The organism is Gammaproteobacteria bacterium (genome assembly GCA_030949385.1).
Lineage (GTDB): Bacteria > Pseudomonadota > Gammaproteobacteria > JAUZRS01 > JAUZRS01 > JAUZRS01.
The window spans coordinates 16775-34254 of record JAUZSP010000006.1 but is presented as its reverse complement, the minus strand read 5'-3'; the positions used below and the strand labels follow the sequence as shown (position 1 = coordinate 34254).

The following is a 17480-nucleotide window of genomic DNA, read 5'->3' as shown; positions in this document are numbered from 1 at the left end:
CTTAGCAATCCCCCCCGCCCGGCATGGCCAATACAGCAGCTCCCACCGTCGGCTCCAGAGCCAAAAATGGCACACCCACCATCGCCCCCAAAGAGTGCCCCACAAAACGCACCGTTGTGGCATCCAAATCCGCACGACCATCACCGTCGTAATCCAAATCCGCGAGTGACGCTTTCAAGGCAAACAGATCAGCAACGCTCTGACGCAAATTGTCACGCCAAGTCAACAAACGGGTTAAATTAGTAAAGTGGCGTCCCGAGCTGTCAATCTGCTGATCCGGCGCTTGGGCGGTAATTGCCCCCGTATTGGCATCTTCTGTGACGTAATCCAGATCAAAGGTACGTTCAAAAGAGGTGTAAAGCCCGCTGTTTTTATCCGTAATGCCGTGCAAGGGCAAGTCAATCGCCAGCGTTGCAAAACCCGCCTGACTCAAACTGTCGGCAATCGCCAACATGGAGCTGCGATTGGAGGTGATGCCGTGTTGAAAAATCACCACCGGCCAACCCGCAGCCGGTTTGCTCTGGCCACTGCTGACATTGGGAATCGAAACCAACAGGGGAATCTTTTGATCCACATACTTGAGTGGTTTTGGATTAAACGCAGTCAGAAAAGAGCTGTTTACTCCGCGCCAAAAACCCTGCAATGGCCCAAAGGGGTTGTCACTGGTGTCTTGCAGATAATAAGGCAACGTCATGCTGCCCACATAGAGATCTGAAATACCCGCCGTGCCTGGCAGCAGCTCAGCCGTATTGCCAATACTGGTTGGAAAAACAGCCGCGACACTTGTGGCTTGATTACGCACCTCATTTAAAACAACACCCACCGATTGAGTAGTAAAACTCCAACTCAAAACCACCTTACTGGCAAGTAAACCGGCGGCCTCAATCTGCACCTCTTGCAAATTAACCGCTTGACGCAAACGCTCCAAACTCTGCGCTTCGGCATCACTCAAACCCGCTTCGGCACTGCTACCATCGGCGTTAATCAAGGGAATGCCTCGTTTTGCCAACAGATAGGTGCTACTGGAGATGACCTGCTCATCCGCCAGCGAGCGCAAATCATCGCTGATTGCCACCAAATAAGAGCGTTGCGGTTGCAGTGCTTTGAGCAATAAAATACCAATCGAATTGCCGGAGGCAGAGGGCAAGTAATCCACCCCATAAACCAACGCACGCTCAATAGAGGTGACCGCCCCACGGGTCAAAGCCACCTCATAAAGACGCACACTGTTTGGTGTTACCGTTGCCGGATCAACCTCAGCGGTAAAACTCACCGACAGCGGAGCAACGCTAGAAAAACCATCCAAGGTATTCAACACCACTTTAGGGTTTGAATAATCATTGGCCGGATCACTGCCTACACTCGGATTGACGGAACCCTCAATAGGAATATTAATGGTTCCATCGGTAGACCCCGTAAACAGCAGGTTATTAGGAAAGGGTAACACCCCTTTCGCAGGATCAAACTCAGCTAAAAAAGTCGAATTCACCGTAGGTAAGGTTAAGGTCTTAATCGATTGTGGCGTTCCCAACTGCACACTCTGATCGCACCCAACTAAAAATGCCATTCCAAGCACTAAAACACACGCAGAAAAAAGGCGACTCATGCGGCCCCCAAAAATGTAATTATGATTATGACTCCATCGTCTAGTTCCAAAGCCGTCCTACACTCTGGCCTTGCCTCTGATCTATATAGAGGCCGACAAGTCTAAGCCTTAGAAAAATAATGTACAGCCCTAGTTTTCCACTGACCCTTTTTTTAGAGCCAATTAACTCCAAAAAAATACCGTTCATCAAAAAAGGGTACAGATAATCGTCAGTCACAGCATTCAAACAGAGCGGCCGCCCCCATCCCCGTCCCGATGCACATCGTCACCAGACCGTATTTCAAATTACCCTGCTGCATTGCATGCAGAACAGACGCTGCACGAATCGCCCCCGTAGCGCCCAAAGGATGCCCCAAGGCAATCGCACCACCATTAGGATTTATCTTGGCCGGATCAAGATCCAGCTCTCGAATGACCGCCAAACTCTGCGCCGCAAACGCTTCGTTTAGCTCAATCCAATCCACCTGTTGTTGCTTCACCCCCGTTTGTTTAAGCAGTTTAGGAATCGCAGCCAGCGGCCCGATGCCCATAATTTCTGGAGCCACCCCCACCACCGAGTAACCAACAAAGCGCGCCAAAGGCTGCAAACCATAACGCAGTACGATTTTTTCACTGCAAAGCAACAGCGCCGCCGCACCGTCGCTTACTTGCGAGCTGTTGCCCGCCGTCACCGAGCCTCGCGCAGCAAACACCGTGGGCAATTTAGCCAACGCCTCTAAGCTGGTGTCGCAACGCGGCCCTTCGTCTTGGCTCAGCCAATGTGATTGAATTTCAACCTCACCGGTGGTTAAATTTGGCCGTCGCTGCACCACCTCATAAGGCAAAATTTCCGCGCTGAAATCACCTCGCTCCATCGCCGCCAACGCGCGCTGATGGCTCTGCAAAGCAAAACGATCCTGATCCTCACGGCTCACCTGCCACCGCTGCGCCACCGTTTCAGCGGTCAACCCCATACCGTAAGCAATCCCCACGCGCTCATCTGTAAAAATACGCGCATTGAGCCTCGGGCGATGACCGCTCATGGGCAACAGGCTCATACTCTCCACACCCGCCGCCAACATCACCTCCGCCTCGCCGAGACGAATGCGATCCGCTGCCTGCGCCACCGCTTGCAGACCCGAAGCACAGAAACGATTCACCGTTACCCCCGGCACCGATTCCGGCAACCCCGCCAACAGCAACGCCATGCGCGCAACATTCAATCCTTGTTCCGCCTCAGGGATGGCACAACCCACCACCACATCCTCCACCTGTTCCGCATCCAGTTGCGGCACACATTCCATCACCCCTTTCAGAACATGCGCCAACAGATCATCTGGACGCTCCTGAGCTAAAGCACCTCGATGCGCTTTGCCAATGGCGGTGCGTTTCGCCGCCACCAAATAAGCCGCTTGAATTTGTCTGGCCATGCTGATGCTCCTCTTAGTTACGCAGCGGTTTGCCGGTTTTTAAGGTGTGCAAGATGCGCTGCTGCGTCTCTTTGTTACGCAACAAAGCCATAAACGCCTCACGCTCCAAAGCTAAAACCCAGCCCTCATCCACTCGACTGCCCGCCTCCAGATCACCGCCGCACAACACCCGCGCCAAACTTTCGGCCACCGTGAAGTCGTAAGGAGAGATAAAACCACCCTCACGCAAATTGAACAGCTTGGTCTTCAACGTCGCCAAACCGCTGCGACCTAAAACAGGCACCTGCTGTGGCAGCGGCGGCAAATAGTTGGACTCCGCCAGAGCCTTAGCCTGCTGTTTGGCCACATAAAGCAACTCATCCACATGGGGCACAATCAGATCCGCAGGTCGTAAATAACCCAACGCTTTGGCCTGCTGTGCAGAACCCGAAACCGTCGCCAGCGCCATCGACTCAAAATAACGCGCCACAGGAGGCAGCGGATCAGCCCCCTCAGGCAAACCCTCCAGAGCGCGCCACAGCATCTCTTTACAGCCCCCACCGGCAGGCACTAAACCCACCCCTGTCTCCACCAAACCGATGTAACTCTCTTGCGCCGCAACCACCCGATCACAGTGCAGCAGCAGCTCACAACCGCCTCCCAGCGCCAGCCCCTGCACCACCGCCACCGTAGGCACGCTGCTCTGCTTGAGGCGCAGACTCACCTGCTGAAATTGTTTCACCAGCGCCTCAACCTGATCCGCTTGACCCGCCGCCATACTCTCCAGCACCAGCTTCAAATTGGCACCGGCACAAAAAGGCGCGTGCGGCTGCCAGATCAACAACGCCTTAAACTCCCTTTCCGCCAACTCAATCGCCCGCAGCAACCCCATCAACACCTCGTTGTCTACGGTGTGCAGTTTGGTGGTGAAACTGACCACCAAAAGGCCATCGCCGTTGTGCCAAAGACGCACCCCCTCACCCTCTTCCACCACAGTGATCTTCTCTGCTGGCAACACACCAACAGGCCGAGGCCGAAACAGTTGACGCTGATAAACGGCATGTTCTGCAAGGGGCTGAAAAATGCCGTCACAGGCAGACCACGAACCCTGCTCGCCGTGAACCTGCGACTGTTGAAACACCCAGTCTGGCAGCGGGGCATCTGCAAGCGTGCTTCCTGCCTTGATCTCAGCTTGCAACCACTGAGACACCCGCTGCCAGCCCAGCGATTGCCACAGCTCAAACGGGCCTTGCTGCCAACCAAACCCCCAACGCATGGCCAGATCCAGATCCGCTGCATTGTGTGCAACCGACTCCAGATGAAAGGCAGCGTAATGAAACAGATCGGCCAGCAGTGCGCGCAGAAATTGCGCTTGTGGTTCATCACAAGCCAGCAACGCCTCGAAGCGTTTTTGTGGGTCTTTAAGGGCAAACAGCGCCCCAAGATCCGGCGCTATTTTCGCCGCACTGACTCGATATTCACCGAGATCAGGCTGGTAAACCCGAATTTGCCCCGCGACCTTTTTATAAACACCCGCGCCGCTTTTTTGCCCCAATGCCTTTTTCGCCAGCAGATCCGTAATCCAGCTCGGCAGAGTGAACTGCTGCTGCCACGGATCATCCGTTAACCGCGTTCTTAACGAACCCACCACCGCCGCCAAAATATCCAGCCCCACCAGATCCATGGTGCGATAGGTGGCGCTTTTAGGTCGCCCCAACAGCTCCCCCGTGAGCAGATCCACCTCTACTGGGGCCAGTTTAAAACGCTCAGCGTGATGACAGATGGAGACAATGGAAAAAGTACCGATGCGATTGGCGATAAAGGCCGGAGTCTCTCGCGCTCGAATCACCCCTTTGCCCAAGCGGCTGGTGAGAAACGCCTCCAGAAAATCGAGCATTTCAGTATCGCTGTCCTCGTGGGCGATCAGCTCCACCAAGTGCATGTAACGCGGTGGGTTAAAAAAGTGAATGCCACAAAAACGCGGGCGTAACTCCGTTGGTAAAGCCTGCGCCAACAGGCCAATGCTCAAACCCGAGGTGTTGCTGGCCAAAATAGCCTCAGGGTTAAGACGGGGGCTGATCTGTGTGTAAAGTGCCTTTTTAATCTCAGGGCGTTCACTGACCGCCTCAATAATCAGATCACAGTGGCTCAACAAGGGTAGGTCATCACGGTAGTTGGCCGCTTGAATGCACGCTAAAACCGTCTTATCCAACAGCGCCTCCGGCTTGAGTTTGCTCAGACCCCGCAAGGCTTTTTCTGCCAAAACATTCGGCTGATCCTCTGATTCTGAGCAGAGATCAAATAAAAACACCTGCACACCACAGCCAGCCAAATGAGCGGCAATCTGCGCCCCCATCACCCCAGAACCCAATACCGCCGCCCGTTGCATCTGATTGAGTGCTCTCATCTTAACCGCCTCTCATAGGTTAAAAATACCGTAGGTTGGGGTGATAACCCCAACAAAAACCAAACCAAATTCAAGCCGCTCGATTGGGAACCGAACAGAGCCGCAGCTCCTCCGCTTTGAAGCTGTCTACTTGAATCGCCTCCTGCACCGCCCTTTCCGCCTCTCGCAGCAACCGCGCCTCAGTGGCGGTAATCAAGGACTCCTGCAACAATTGCTCAAGCCACTCGGCGTACTCCAGATCAAAGGGTTGCGGTGACACCTGAGAGAGTCGGCGTTGAATGGGTTCCGCCAACATCTGCGCCTGAAACGCCACCTCAATGCGACCACAGAGATCTTCTTTTTGATCGCACTGATAAATGCCCGCACAGAGCCGCTGTCGTGCCTCACCGTCCTCTGTGATCAACCTTGCCAGCGCATGATCCAGAGCATCACTGGGCGGTTTACGCCACGTCCCCAAGGGAAAAACCCAACGCTGCAACAGCAGACCCAAGCCTCGGCGAGGAAAATTCTGGCAGAGGGACAACAGCGCCTGTTCGATCTGATAGAAGCAATAATCACAACCCCACTGCAATAAAACACGATCCGACTCCGGTCGCCCTTCAGCGGCAAAACGTTTCAGCAACGCCGAAGCAAAAAAGAGGTAGGCCAAGGCATCGGCAAAGCGCGCCGAAATCCGCTCACGGCGTTTTAACTCGCCGCCTAAGCTCAGCAGAGCCACATCGGATAAAAAAGAAAAAGCGGCGCTGTAACGCCCCAGATGTTGGTAATACCGTCCCTCAAACCCCGCCACCGGACGAGATAAACCACGACCAAAACTCAACGCCGACCAAAAAGATCTCCCGCTGTTTTTCAACAAATAGATCAAATGCGCCGTAAAGTGACGATCAAAACACGCCAGATCCCCGCTCTGCGCCGCCTCTGCCTCCGCCAACAGATGCGGATGACAACGCAACGCCCCTTGGCCAAAGATAATCAGATTGCGGGTAAGAATATTCGCCCCTTCGACGGTGATCGCCACCGGCAGACTCTGATAAGCCAAGGCCAAATAATTTCGTGGCCCGACACAGATGCCCCGCCCGCCGTGCAGATCCATCGCCGCCGTCACCACCGTGCGTGCGCCTTCGGTCAAATAGTGTTTCAAAATGGCGGAGACCACCGCCGGTTGTTCACCGCTGTCCAAGGCGCTCAAGGTCAAACGCCGTCCCGCATCCATCATGTAGGTCAACCCAGCCATGCGTGCCAGCACCTCCTCCACACCTTCAAAACGGGCAATAGGCACGCCAAACTGCTGACGCAAACGGGTGTACGCGCCGGTAGTGAAACAGGCCATTTTGCTGTAACCCACCCCCAAGGCGGGCAGCGAAATACCTCTTCCAGCGGCCAAGGAGTCCATCAGCATCGGCCAGCCACACCCCAAATTGGCCTCACCGCCAATGATCCACTCCAGCGGCACAAACACCCCTGAACCCGTGGTCGGGCCATTCAGAAAGGCCATATCCAGAGGGATGTGCCGCTCACCGATCCGCACCCCTTCTGTAGCGGTTGGAATCAAGGCGCAAGTGATGCCCAGATCAACCTCACCGCCCAACAGGCCATCGGGATCATAAGCTCGAAACGCCAGCCCCAACACCGTCGCCACTGGGGCCAAAGTGATGTAACGTTTTTGCCAACTGACCCTCAACCCCAGCACCTGCTTGCCGCGATGCAGCCCCTGACAGACCACGCCATAATCGCTGATGGAACCGGCATCGGAACCGGCACGCGCTGAGGTCAACGCAAAACAGGGGATCTCATCACCGCGAGCCAGACGGGGCAGATAGTAGTTTTTTTGGGTCTCACTGCCGTAGTGCAGCAGCAGTTCTGCCGGTCCCAACGAGTTAGGCACCATTACCGTCACCGCCGCACTGCCACAGCGACTGGCAATTTTCATCACCACCTCAGAATGCGCCAAGGCTGAAAAACCAAGGCCGCCGTACTCTTTTGGGATGATAATGCCGAAAAAACGCCGCTGTTTAAGAAAATCCCATACCTCGGGCGGCAGGTCATGCAGTTGATGGGTAATCTGCCAATCGTTCAATAAACGGCACAGCTCATGAGTTGGGTCGTCGATAAAAGCCTGCTCTTCATCGCTCAGAGAATGAGCGACAACCGCCTCTAGCTTGCCCCAATCTGGATTACCCTGAAACAGCTCGGCCTCCCACCAAACCCCGCCAGCCTCAAGGGCAGCACGCTCTGTGGCAGAGATGGGAGGCAGGCTTTTACGCACCCTTTGCATGGCAAGACGACTTAAAAAATACATCAGAGCACCCCTTAATTATGGTGAATCCTCTTCAATCTCTGACACTGATTCCGCTGTGAGTTCGATTTACCGGCAAATCCACGCCGTTTTTATGGTATTAACTCTGGCTCTGTTGCCGTAAAATGCGCCACTCAATTTATCACCCCTGCTAAGGCTCCCTTATCTCATGGAAAAACAGTACTCAGAAATCATCAGCTCCCTCGGTGAAGACATCACCCGTGACGGGTTGCGTGATACACCCAAACGTGCCGCTAAAGCGATGCAGTTTCTCACTCGGGGTTATCAACAGAGCGTGGAAGAGGTGGTTAACGGCGCTATTTTTGAGTCGGACACCGATGAGATGGTGATCGTCAAGGAGATCGAGCTCTATTCTATGTGTGAACACCACATGCTGCCATTTATTGGCAAGTGCCATGTGGCCTATCTGCCGAAGGGCAAGGTGATCGGGCTGTCAAAAATCGCTCGGATTGTGGATATGTACGCGCGTCGCTTGCAGATTCAGGAAACCCTCACCAAGCAGATCGCCGAAACCATCAATGAGGTCACCAACGGTTCTGGCGTTGGTGTAGTGATCGAAGCCAAACACCTCTGCATGATGATGCGTGGGGTAGAGAAACAAAATTCGGTAATGACCACCTCTGTGATGCTCGGGCGTTTCCGCGAGGACATCAACACCCGCAATGAGTTTTTGAATTTGATTCGGTAATTAAAGATCCGTGCCTGACTGTTGGTGCAAACCACCGTCAGAGAGGCGCATGGTTTTTTCCATCCGCGCCGCCAATTTTAGGTTGTGAGTCACCACCACAAAGCTGGTGTGATACTCGCGGTTCAGATCCAAAAACAGCGCCATCACCTGCTCGGCGGTGTGCTCATCCAGATTGCCTGTTGGCTCATCAGCCAGAATGCAGCGCGGTTTGGTTACCAAGGCACGAGCAATGGCCGCCCGCTGACGCTCCCCCCCCGACAATTCACCTGGTTTGTGCTGCAAACGGTGTGACAGACCGACCTCGTCGAGCAACGGCTTAGCCTGCTTTTGCGCCTCTTTCAGACTCAAACCACGAATCAGCAGCGGCATGGCCACATTCTCCAACGCGCTGAACTCCGGCAACAGGTGATGAAATTGGTAAACAAACCCCATCTCTTGGTTGCGCAAGGTGCCGCGCGCCGCAGGCGAGAGGCGTGCCATATTTTGCCCACCCACCCAGACCTCACCAGAGCTGGGGGTATCCAAACCGCCCATTAAGTGCAATAAAGTGCTTTTACCACTGCCCGAAGTACCCACAATGGCGATCTGCTCCCCTGCCTGCACCTTAAAGTCGATCTCCTGCAAAACCACCACATCGTCCATACCACGCTGCACAAATTTTTTCTGCAACTGGCGACACTCCACCACCGGAATTTTGATCTCACTCATAACGCAGCGCCTCCGCCGGATCGACTCGCGACGCTTGCCACGCAGGGTAGATCGTCGCCAACAAGGTCATACCAAAAGAGAGCATGGCGATGTTAACCACATCATTCCAATGCAAGTCGGAAGGAAGGTCGCTGATGTAATAGACCTCGGGGGAGAGAAATTGAACCCCCAAAACGTTCTCCAACATCGGCACCAAGGTACCGACGTTCAGTGACAGCGCCACTCCGCCCAGCACACCTAAAAACGTACCGATCAAACCGATCAAGGTACCCTGCACCAAAAACACCAGCAAGGTGCTGGCAGGGGTCAATCCCAAGGTGCGTAAAATAGCGATGTCTGCCTGTTTGTCCGTCACCACCATCACCAAGGTTGAAACAATGTTGAAAGCCGCCACCGCCACGATCAGCGCCAAAATAACAAACATCACCGTCTTTTCCGTTTTAACAGCACGGAAGAAATTCTGATTTTTCTGCGTCCAGTCGGTGATCCAATACTGAAACCCCAGCTCTTCCTTCAGGCGTTTGATCACCTGCGGCGCTTGAAACAGATCCATCAAACGCAAACGCACTCCCGTCACCTCACCCTCTTTTATCCGCAACAGACGGGCGGCATCGTCAATGTGAATCAAGGCACTGGAGCGGTCGTATTCGTACATCCCCACCTGAAAAATCCCCACCACACTGAAACGTTTCAAACGCGGCAACACGCCCATCGGTGTGACGTTGGCCTGCGGGGTCACCATGGTGACTTTATCGCCCACCTCAACACCGAGAAAACGCGCCAAATCATAACCGAGCACAATACCAAAATGCCCCGCTTTCAGATCATCTAAACCCCCTCTTTCATCTTTTCAGACACTTCAGAGACTTTCGGTTCATGGCTGGGCAACACGCCTCGAATCACCGCACCGCTCACCTGCTGGCCATTGACCATCATCACCTGACCCTCAATGTAAGGCGCAGCGCCCACCACCTCGGGGATCTGATAGGCCTGCTGTTCAGCACGTTGCCAATCACTGAGATGACCCACATTAGCGGAGATACTGGCATGAGCGGCCATGCCGAGGATGCGTTCGCGCAGCTCCTTTTCAAAGCCGTTCATCACCGACAAAACCGTGATCAACGCCAGCACCCCAAGGGCAATGCCCATCATCGAGGTTAGGGAAATAAAAGAGATGAAATGGTTACGCCGTTTGGCACGGGTGTAACGCAGACCGATAAACAGAGGAAGTGGTAAGGACATGGGAGCGGATTAAAGCACAAAGTGCCGATTAAGTCTAAGCGGGGTCTGACTAAAATCCTCAGACCCAAAAATTGCCTTTATACCCTAAACCATCTCACAACGCAGACGACGATGTTCAATCACAGGAAAATTTTTCCGCGTGCTGTTAAGGCGCTCTCGATCCAACCGTGCCGAAACATAGCCCACACCTTGTGACATCTCAGCCAATTTACTCCCCCAAGGATCGACAATGACACTGTGGCCGTAGGTGGCGCGGCCGTTGATGTGATAGCCTCCTTGTGCAGCAGCCACCACATGGCTCAAATTTTCAATCGCTCGGGCGCGCACCAACGGCTCCCAATGGGCTTTACCGGTGATACTGGTAAAGGCGCTCGGCACCGCTGCGATCTCCATGCCCTTATCCACCAACTGTCGAAACAGCTCAGGGAAACGCAGGTCATAACAGATCGCCAAACCCAACTTACCAAACGGCGTATCCACCACCACCGCCTCGTTACCAGGTTCAATCACCGACGATTCATGGTAGCTGTCGCCGCTCTCTTCGATCTGCACATCAAACAGATGCAGTTTGTCGTAACGCGCCACCTGCTCGCCCTTATCATCAAACAACAGGCACGATTGGCGCACCCGTTTTTCATCGCTGCTACTCAATGGCACCGTACCGCCCACCAACCAAACCCCGTATTTTTTTGCTTGATCGGCAAGAAAATCCTGCATCAAACCCGAACCCGGTTGCTCCATCACTTTAAGCACATCCTCTGGTTTCATCCCCATCATGCCGAAGTTTTCCGGCAAGACAATCAGCTCAGCACCCGCCTCAGCTGCGTTGCCAATCAACCCCGCTGCTTCCAATAGATTTGCCTGCACGTTCGGCCCAGAAGCCATCTGAATTGCTGCCACTGTACTCACTGCACCTACTCCTTAAAGGTTAAAATTTTTATTTGCAAACGGTTCGCAGCTTGACTGCCAACACGGATCTGAATCTGCGCAGAGGGCGTTCCCAATGCCACCAACCAATCTTGCAGCTCCTTTGCCCATAACACCCCACTCTCCCCTCCAGGATAGAGCACTTCAATTCGCTGTGTCGGATCGTCACGCCAACCTTGCAGCAACGGCTCAATCGCTGGCAAGGCCATCACCCGCTCACCGCTGCGCGGCTGTGACCACTGCTCGGCAGTGATGGAATACAACGCCTGAGCAGAGAGTGACCCTGATAACACACATCCCATCAATAGAGCGTAACGCAATACTACCGAACTACAACTCATCGTCATTTTCATCCTCAAAACTCTCTCCTGCCACCAGCACCAAAGCGGGATTCGCCCAACTTCCGCCCAAAGTATATTTCAATTGTCCCAGCTCCTCGACTTTCGCTCCCATGGCTTTTAAAATTCCCTCCAAAGCCAACACCGCCAACCCCACCCCCGTGCCACCCGCCAACAACCCCACCAATGGCAGTGAACCGGCCAAATTGGGATTGATGGTAATCACCTGATCGTAATCTTGCGCTACCAAACCGGTGCGCCCCTTGACCAACACATGCCCAATCGGCCCTTTCATCATCATGTTACTGGTGTAGGCCTGACCGTCAGCAAAAGAAAAACTGCCCTTGATAAGATCAAAACCAAACCCCTTTCTGAAAAAATCTTTGAAATCCAACGACAAACGACGGGGTAACGCTTGCAAACTCAACAGACCAAAAATACGCCCCACCCCCGGGTTCAGAGAGCTTAACTGCCCCTCTTTAAACAACATCGACAGGTTGCCTTTCAGCATCGCTGCTTGAGGCTGAAAAGGCGACCCAGGCCAAGAGAGGTTCGCTTTCAATTTGCCATGACCTTCATGAATCGCATCGGCATAACCCAAATCCCGAAAGCCTGCTCCCAAATCATCGCTGCTGATGGTCAATTTCAAGCGACTCTGCTGTGCCACCACCGCCCTGCGATCCGCACTCTGTTCCGAACGCCAATAGCCTTGAGCCAGCATCTCCAGATTCGGGTTGGTAAAGCCCAAACGCCGGATCGACAGACCATCGACTTCACGCCTTGTCTGCAACTGCACCTGTCGCAAACGCTGCTCTCCCAAGCGCAACTCCTCAATGGAGACTTTCAGGGGGGGTAACAGACGCGGATTAATCAACCACTCTTCCGATGATGCAGCGCTCTCATCCAAACCCGCTCGCTGAAAGGCACTCAAATCCAACTGCGAGAGATTGATCACCAAAGGTTGGTTTATAAAGTCCTTTCTCGACAGAATCATCCGCCCCCGCACACCGTCGCTGTTCAGACGAGCAATCCAGTTATTCGGTTGCCGCTCCAGTTGCAACGCCACCGGAAAGAGCGGTTTGCCAAACAAAGTTGCCTGTTTCACTTTCAAATCCACCGCCGCCAACAGATCAGCTGCTCCTTCACCCCCAGAATCAGTTTGGTTTTGGATCACCGCCAACCAACGATCCAGCGGCAACTCGGGCAGGTTTCCAGCCAAACGAATCCCTTGAGAAACGGGCAGTTCAGCCTCACCGTCATGAAAACGCAGTTCACCCCGCACCAACTTGACCTCTTTACGCTGGCGCTCAAACTGAAACAGACCGTGTACTGCTTTACCGTATTGAAAACGCAATGTCTGTACGCCCAAACCCGAAGCCAAACGGGTCTCCAGCAGCAACCTTTTCACCTCTTGCTGCGATTTAGTAAAGGGCGCTGGCAAGCTTACCTCCGTGCCTTTCAATGAACTGCTCAAACGCAACAGAGGCGAGCCAAAATCAGAGTGTGGAATGTCCAGATCCAATTGCCATAAAGAGCGCCCATGCAGATAATCTCCCAGAGCCACGTTATATTGTTTACTCAAGGTAGCCGCTTTTTGCTGAGTACGAAAACTCAAACGGGTCACTCTTTGGTTTTTATCGTTTAACAATGCCGTTTTAATCTTCAACAGACGCCCATTCAGATAGGCCCGCACTTTTTTAATCACAAAGGCTTTTTCACTGAAGCTGATCGCTCCATCACAGCGACTCAAACGGACATTCAGCTGCTTTGAATCGAGCCGGTTTTGATTTAAATTCAGCACACCCGAAACTTTGGTGCGTTGTGTTGCCGTCAGAGGAATGTCTAATTTCAGTCCCAAAGTAGCTTCGCCTTTGGCTTGCAGATCCAATAAAAAATTCCCCACCGAGGTTTTTAAAGGGCTGTGACGGACAAAATCCAACATCGTTTGCAGTTCGCCGCTTAAATTGGCATCCACTCGCAGTTGCGCCTGCTGCAAATCTTCAAAGGTAATTTGGCTATCACTCAAAGCAATACCACGAGAATCAGCTTCAACGGCAAGAATATCCAAACGCGAGCCAAAAAAGTGCAGTTGTGCCTTCAACTGCTCAATATCAGGCCAACGGGGATCGTACTGCAAACGCACCTTGTCCAGATCCAAGACGATATCAAACACACCCTCATTATCACGGAAAGGAAACCGATCCGCCTGACCGTATACAAGCAGCCCACCTGAGCTGAGTTCGCCGCTTTTAATCCCGCTATCCAACCAATTGACCAAATTTGACGACATAATACCAACCGGCAAATAATCCGAGAGCGCGCTCAGATCTCCACGCAAAAAATGGCTGCGCAGATCCAAAAAAGGCGCTTGTTGCGGTTTAAAACGCAGCTTCACGCGAGATACGATAGCCAGATTCTCTGTTGCCAGCTGTAACTTCGGTGAATGCAGCTGCCACTCCGTCCCATTTTGGCTCAGTTGAAAAGCCCCCTGTAGCTGGTTGAGTTGCAGGGGTTGGCGAAACAAGCTCGGCAATTCAAAACGTACCTTTTGGCTGTCCAACAGCAGGGTTGCTAATTTAGCATCAACCTCAACTGCACCGTGCAAACCCTGCACACTGGGCAGGGCTTCATACCCCTGCCAACCCAATTGGTTAAATTTTGCGTGTAAATCAAGTCCCTGCAAACCCGTTTGATCAGGTCGATACTGCAACTGTAAATCTTGCACTTCACCGTGCAGGTTAAGCCGCTGCACATTCAGCAACAGGTGTCGCGCTTCAGACTCAAAGGAACGGCTAGGAATCATTTTTAACAGCGGCAACAATTCGTGCAGACGCAAATAATCAGCAGAAAAAGCCAACTCGGTGGCTTTTGTCAGACGCCTGGCATTTGAGGAAAAACTAAACCCACCCACCGGCCAAGGTTCTGCCGTACTCTGAAACTTGAGTTGATTAACATCCAAACGCCAACCCAATTTTTCCGGCTGCCAATGCCAATTGGCGGAAAATTTCTTCAAGGTCTGCAATTCTGACGGCTCTGAACGCGAAGCAATAGACAACTCTGCCAGTGCTGTCTTAGCACTTAAAGAGGTCAGTTCCCCCCTGTCCCAACGGCTCCAAAGTTCAAATTCAAACCAACCCGACTCGATCTGAAACGGACTCTCGGGCCAATATTCCAGCCAATTGTGCAGCCGCAAACGACGGGCTTTGACATAAACCACCCCCTGCCACAACTCGGGGTGATGAGCGGGTCCCTCAAAATCCAAACCAAACTCTAAGGTTTTACCAAAACGAAACGGCAAATCGACTTTTGCCCACAAACGATGCCGCTCACCTTCATTGCGAACCTGAATGTCCACATCATCAAAACGGTAACTCTGATCGTTCAGTTCATCGTAAAAATTCAGCTGACTGTCGAGCAGTTGCAGACCCCGAACCTGCTGCAACCACTTCAAGTATTGGCGACCATCAGAAGCACCTTCAGCATCCAAACCGGCCAAAGAGAGGTTGCCCTGAAGATCCCGATGAATTTCCAGACTTAAACCCTCCAGACTGATGCGCCGAATCTGAAAACGATGGTGACGAATCACTCCAGCTAGATCCAGGTCAATGTACGCCTCAGCCAAACGCAGCTCCTCCTCACCGGACTCCGCACCGATCAAACCGATATTGACCAGCTTTAAACTGGGGGCAAAACCACGCCATTGCAGATCCAATTTTTCAATCTGCACCTGCACCTGCAGGTAATCGCTGACCCATTGCTCCACATCGGCGCGATAATCTGCCGCAAACGGCAACAACAAACGCATGGCTCCCACAAAGACCGCAGCGGCGATCAAAAACACCGCTAACAGCATCCAAGCAAACCCCCACACTCTGTTTAAAAAGCGTTTCATCACGCCACTACAGTAACACTATGTCGTACTGCTCTTGGGTATAGAGCGCCTCCACCTGCAAACGGGTAGAGATACCAATAAAATCTTCCAACTCCGCCAAACTGTTGGACTCCTCGTCCAACAACATGTCCACCACATCCTGAGAGGCCAACACCATCATCTCTTTGGCATCAAATTGACGCGCTTCACGCAAAATCTCACGAAAAATCTCATAACAGATGCTCTCCGGCGATTTCACCGATCCCGAACCCTTACACTCTGGACACGGCTCACAGAGCACATGTTCCAAACTTTCACGGGTGCGTTTGCGGGTCATCTCCACCAGCCCCAGCGCCGAAACATCACAAACTTGGGTTTTTACGTGGTCTTTTTCCAGACACTTCTCCAACGCCCACAACACCTGTTTCTTATGCTCTTCACGCAACATGTCGATAAAATCAATAATGATGATACCGCCCAAGTTACGCAGCCGCAGCTGCCGTGCAATCGCCTGAGCTGCCTCCAGATTGGTCTTAAAAATGGTCTCTTCCAAGGTGCGATGACCGACAAATGCCCCTGTATTGACGTCCACCGTGGTCATCGCCTCAGTCTGATCAAAGATCAAATAGCCACCGGATTTAAGCTGCACCTTGCGCCCCAGCGCTTTTTGGATTTCGTCTTCCACATTGTAAATATCAAACAACGGCCGCTCACCTGGGTAGTGATCGAGGCGATCCAAAATTTCCGGTAAAAACTCCTCGGCAAACACCTTCATCTGTTGATAAGACTCGCGGGAATCCACTCGAATGCGCTCAATGGAGCCGCCGAACATGTCTCGTAAAGTACGCAGTTTCAACGGCAGATCCGCATGCACCAGAGCGCCTTTCTCCACACTCTTAACCCGCTCTTGGATCACCGTCCACAATTTATCCAGAAAATCCACATCCCGCAGCAGAGCGCCTTCTTCAGCGCCTTCCGCAGCGGTACGAATGATGTAACCGCCCTGCTGCTCTTGGCGATACTCTTTCAGCATACTTTTCAGCCGATTACGCTCTACATCGCCCTCAATTTTACTGGAGATGCCCACATTGCACTCACCGGGCATGAAAACCAAATAGCGAGAAGGAATGGTTAGATGCGTGGTCAAGCGAGCACCTTTGCTGCCCAAGGGATCTTTGATTACCTGCACCAGCAGAGTTTGACTCTCATGCAACAGCTCATTGATCGTTCGTTTTTCTCCCTCACCTTTACGCCCAGCGTTACACGCGATGTCGGAGACGTGCAAAAAAGCGGTACGTTGCAGACCAATATCAACAAAGGCCGCTTCCATCCCTGGAAGCACCCGCACCACACGGCCTTTATAAATATTACCCACAATGCCCAAACAACGCTCACGTTCGATATAAACGTCTTGTAATGCGCCATTTTCCACCACCGCCACCCGCGTCTCTTGCGGGGTAATATTGATCAACAGTTCCTCACTCATCGCACTCTTATCCTCCAAAAATCAGTTGAATTCATTAACGGTGGTAAGGATGGTTACGATAGAGGCTCCAAGCGCGATAAAGCTGCTCGGCTAAAATCACCCGCACCAGCGGATGAGGAAAGGTCAGCGGTGAAAGACACCAGCGCTGATCCGCTCGTTGCAAACAGGCATCAGCCAGACCATCAGGGCCACCCACCAACAGCGCCACATCACTGCCAGCAGGCATCCAATTGGCCAGCTGATCCGACAGCTGTGCGGTTGACCATGTTTTGCCGCTCAAATCCAGCGCCACCACATGCGCACGAGCAGGAATAGCGGCCAACATACGCCCCCCCTCCTCCTCTTTCATCCGCTCAACCAGTGCATTTTTAACCCGCTTAGCAGCGGCCACCTCATGCAAAACCAAGCGGCACTCAGCGCCCAAGCGTTTGGCGTATTCCTGATAACCCTGCTCCACCCACTTGGGCATTTTATTGCCCACCGCAATCAGATGAATGCGCAC

General features: G+C 52.9%; 11 protein-coding genes and 1 pseudogene. 1 reads left to right on the top strand and 11 read right to left on the bottom strand.

Features of this window, described 5'->3' with window-relative positions; genetic code table 11:
- Nucleotide 1 precedes the first annotated feature (1 nt).
- The 4 genes from Q9O24_07505 to Q9O24_07490 all read right to left on the bottom strand — a co-directional run bounded on the left by Q9O24_07505 (nucleotide 2) and on the right by Q9O24_07490 (nucleotide 7700).
- Complete coding sequence (locus tag Q9O24_07505; protein ID MDQ7074986.1) at nucleotides 2-1567, bottom strand: hypothetical protein; 1566 nt, start codon at nucleotides 1565-1567, stop codon at nucleotides 2-4.
- Between the two features lie 248 nt (nucleotides 1568-1815).
- The gene (locus tag Q9O24_07500) at nucleotides 1816-3015 is read right to left on the bottom strand and encodes an acetyl-CoA C-acyltransferase (GenBank protein MDQ7074985.1); all 1200 of its coding nucleotides are present in this window, start codon (nucleotides 3013-3015) and stop codon (nucleotides 1816-1818) included.
- A gap of 13 nt (nucleotides 3016-3028) precedes the next feature.
- Nucleotides 3029-5401: a 3-hydroxyacyl-CoA dehydrogenase/enoyl-CoA hydratase family protein gene (locus Q9O24_07495; GenBank protein MDQ7074984.1), complete on the bottom strand. Its 2373-nt coding sequence runs from the start codon at nucleotides 5399-5401 to the stop codon at nucleotides 3029-3031.
- Nucleotides 5402-5471: 70 nt separating this feature from the next.
- Nucleotides 5472-7700, bottom strand: a complete 2229-nt coding sequence (locus Q9O24_07490) for an acyl-CoA dehydrogenase (protein ID MDQ7074983.1) — start codon at nucleotides 7698-7700, stop codon at nucleotides 5472-5474.
- Between the two features lie 166 nt (nucleotides 7701-7866).
- Between Q9O24_07490 and folE the strand changes: the two genes are divergently transcribed.
- A complete protein-coding gene (gene folE / locus Q9O24_07485; GenBank protein ID MDQ7074982.1) occupies nucleotides 7867-8406 on the top strand; it encodes a GTP cyclohydrolase I FolE in 540 nt (179 codons plus the stop codon).
- On the opposite strand, the gene lolD is transcribed toward folE, so the two are convergent.
- From lolD to rlmH, 7 genes and pseudogenes are all read right to left on the bottom strand, one after another.
- A complete protein-coding gene (gene lolD, locus Q9O24_07480) occupies nucleotides 8407-9114 on the bottom strand; it encodes a lipoprotein-releasing ABC transporter ATP-binding protein LolD (protein ID MDQ7074981.1) in 708 nt (235 codons plus the stop codon). It abuts the gene before it with no gap.
- Nucleotides 9107-10356 (bottom strand): annotated as a pseudogene (locus Q9O24_07475) (lipoprotein-releasing ABC transporter permease subunit). Before Q9O24_07475 ends, lolD begins: the two are co-directional and overlap by 8 nt.
- Nucleotides 10357-10440: 84 nt before the next feature.
- Entirely contained in the window at nucleotides 10441-11265 is an 825-nt protein-coding gene (locus Q9O24_07470; GenBank protein MDQ7074980.1) for a carbon-nitrogen hydrolase family protein, read from the bottom strand.
- A 5-nt stretch (nucleotides 11266-11270) separates the two neighbouring features.
- Nucleotides 11271-11630, bottom strand: a complete 360-nt coding sequence (locus Q9O24_07465; protein ID MDQ7074979.1) for a hypothetical protein — start codon at nucleotides 11628-11630, stop codon at nucleotides 11271-11273.
- Nucleotides 11614-15513: a YhdP family protein gene (locus Q9O24_07460; GenBank protein ID MDQ7074978.1), complete on the bottom strand. Its 3900-nt coding sequence runs from the start codon at nucleotides 15511-15513 to the stop codon at nucleotides 11614-11616. The genes Q9O24_07465 and Q9O24_07460 overlap by 17 nt, the downstream gene beginning before the upstream one ends.
- A gap of 7 nt (nucleotides 15514-15520) precedes the next feature.
- Nucleotides 15521-16978, bottom strand: a complete 1458-nt coding sequence (gene rng / locus Q9O24_07455; protein ID MDQ7074977.1) for a ribonuclease G — start codon at nucleotides 16976-16978, stop codon at nucleotides 15521-15523.
- 34 nt (nucleotides 16979-17012) lie between these two features.
- Nucleotides 17013-17480 (bottom strand): 23S rRNA (pseudouridine(1915)-N(3))-methyltransferase RlmH, encoded by a 468-nt coding sequence (gene rlmH / locus Q9O24_07450; GenBank protein MDQ7074976.1) that lies wholly within the window; start codon nucleotides 17478-17480, stop codon nucleotides 17013-17015.

What these genes read in the sequence shown, in the direction of transcription:
- Q9O24_07505 (MDQ7074986.1), bottom strand. Translation starts at nt 1,567, where the DNA reads ATGGCATTTTTAGTTGGGTGCGATCAGAGTGTGCAGTTGGGAACGCCA.
- Q9O24_07500 (MDQ7074985.1), bottom strand. Translation starts at nt 3,015, where the DNA reads ATGGCCAGACAAATTCAAGCGGCTTATTTGGTGGCGGCGAAACGCACC.
- Q9O24_07495 (MDQ7074984.1), bottom strand. Translation starts at nt 5,401, where the DNA reads ATGAGAGCACTCAATCAGATGCAACGGGCGGCGGTATTGGGTTCTGGG.
- Q9O24_07490 (MDQ7074983.1), bottom strand. Translation starts at nt 7,700, where the DNA reads ATGTATTTTTTAAGTCGTCTTGCCATGCAAAGGGTGCGTAAAAGCCTG.
- folE (MDQ7074982.1), top strand. Translation starts at nt 7,867, where the DNA reads ATGGAAAAACAGTACTCAGAAATCATCAGCTCCCTCGGTGAAGACATC.
- lolD (MDQ7074981.1), bottom strand. Translation starts at nt 9,114, where the DNA reads ATGAGTGAGATCAAAATTCCGGTGGTGGAGTGTCGCCAGTTGCAGAAA.
- Q9O24_07465 (MDQ7074979.1), bottom strand. Translation starts at nt 11,630, where the DNA reads ATGACGATGAGTTGTAGTTCGGTAGTATTGCGTTACGCTCTATTGATG.
- Q9O24_07460 (MDQ7074978.1), bottom strand. Translation starts at nt 15,513, where the DNA reads ATGAAACGCTTTTTAAACAGAGTGTGGGGGTTTGCTTGGATGCTGTTA.
- rng (MDQ7074977.1), bottom strand. Translation starts at nt 16,978, where the DNA reads ATGAGTGAGGAACTGTTGATCAATATTACCCCGCAAGAGACGCGGGTG.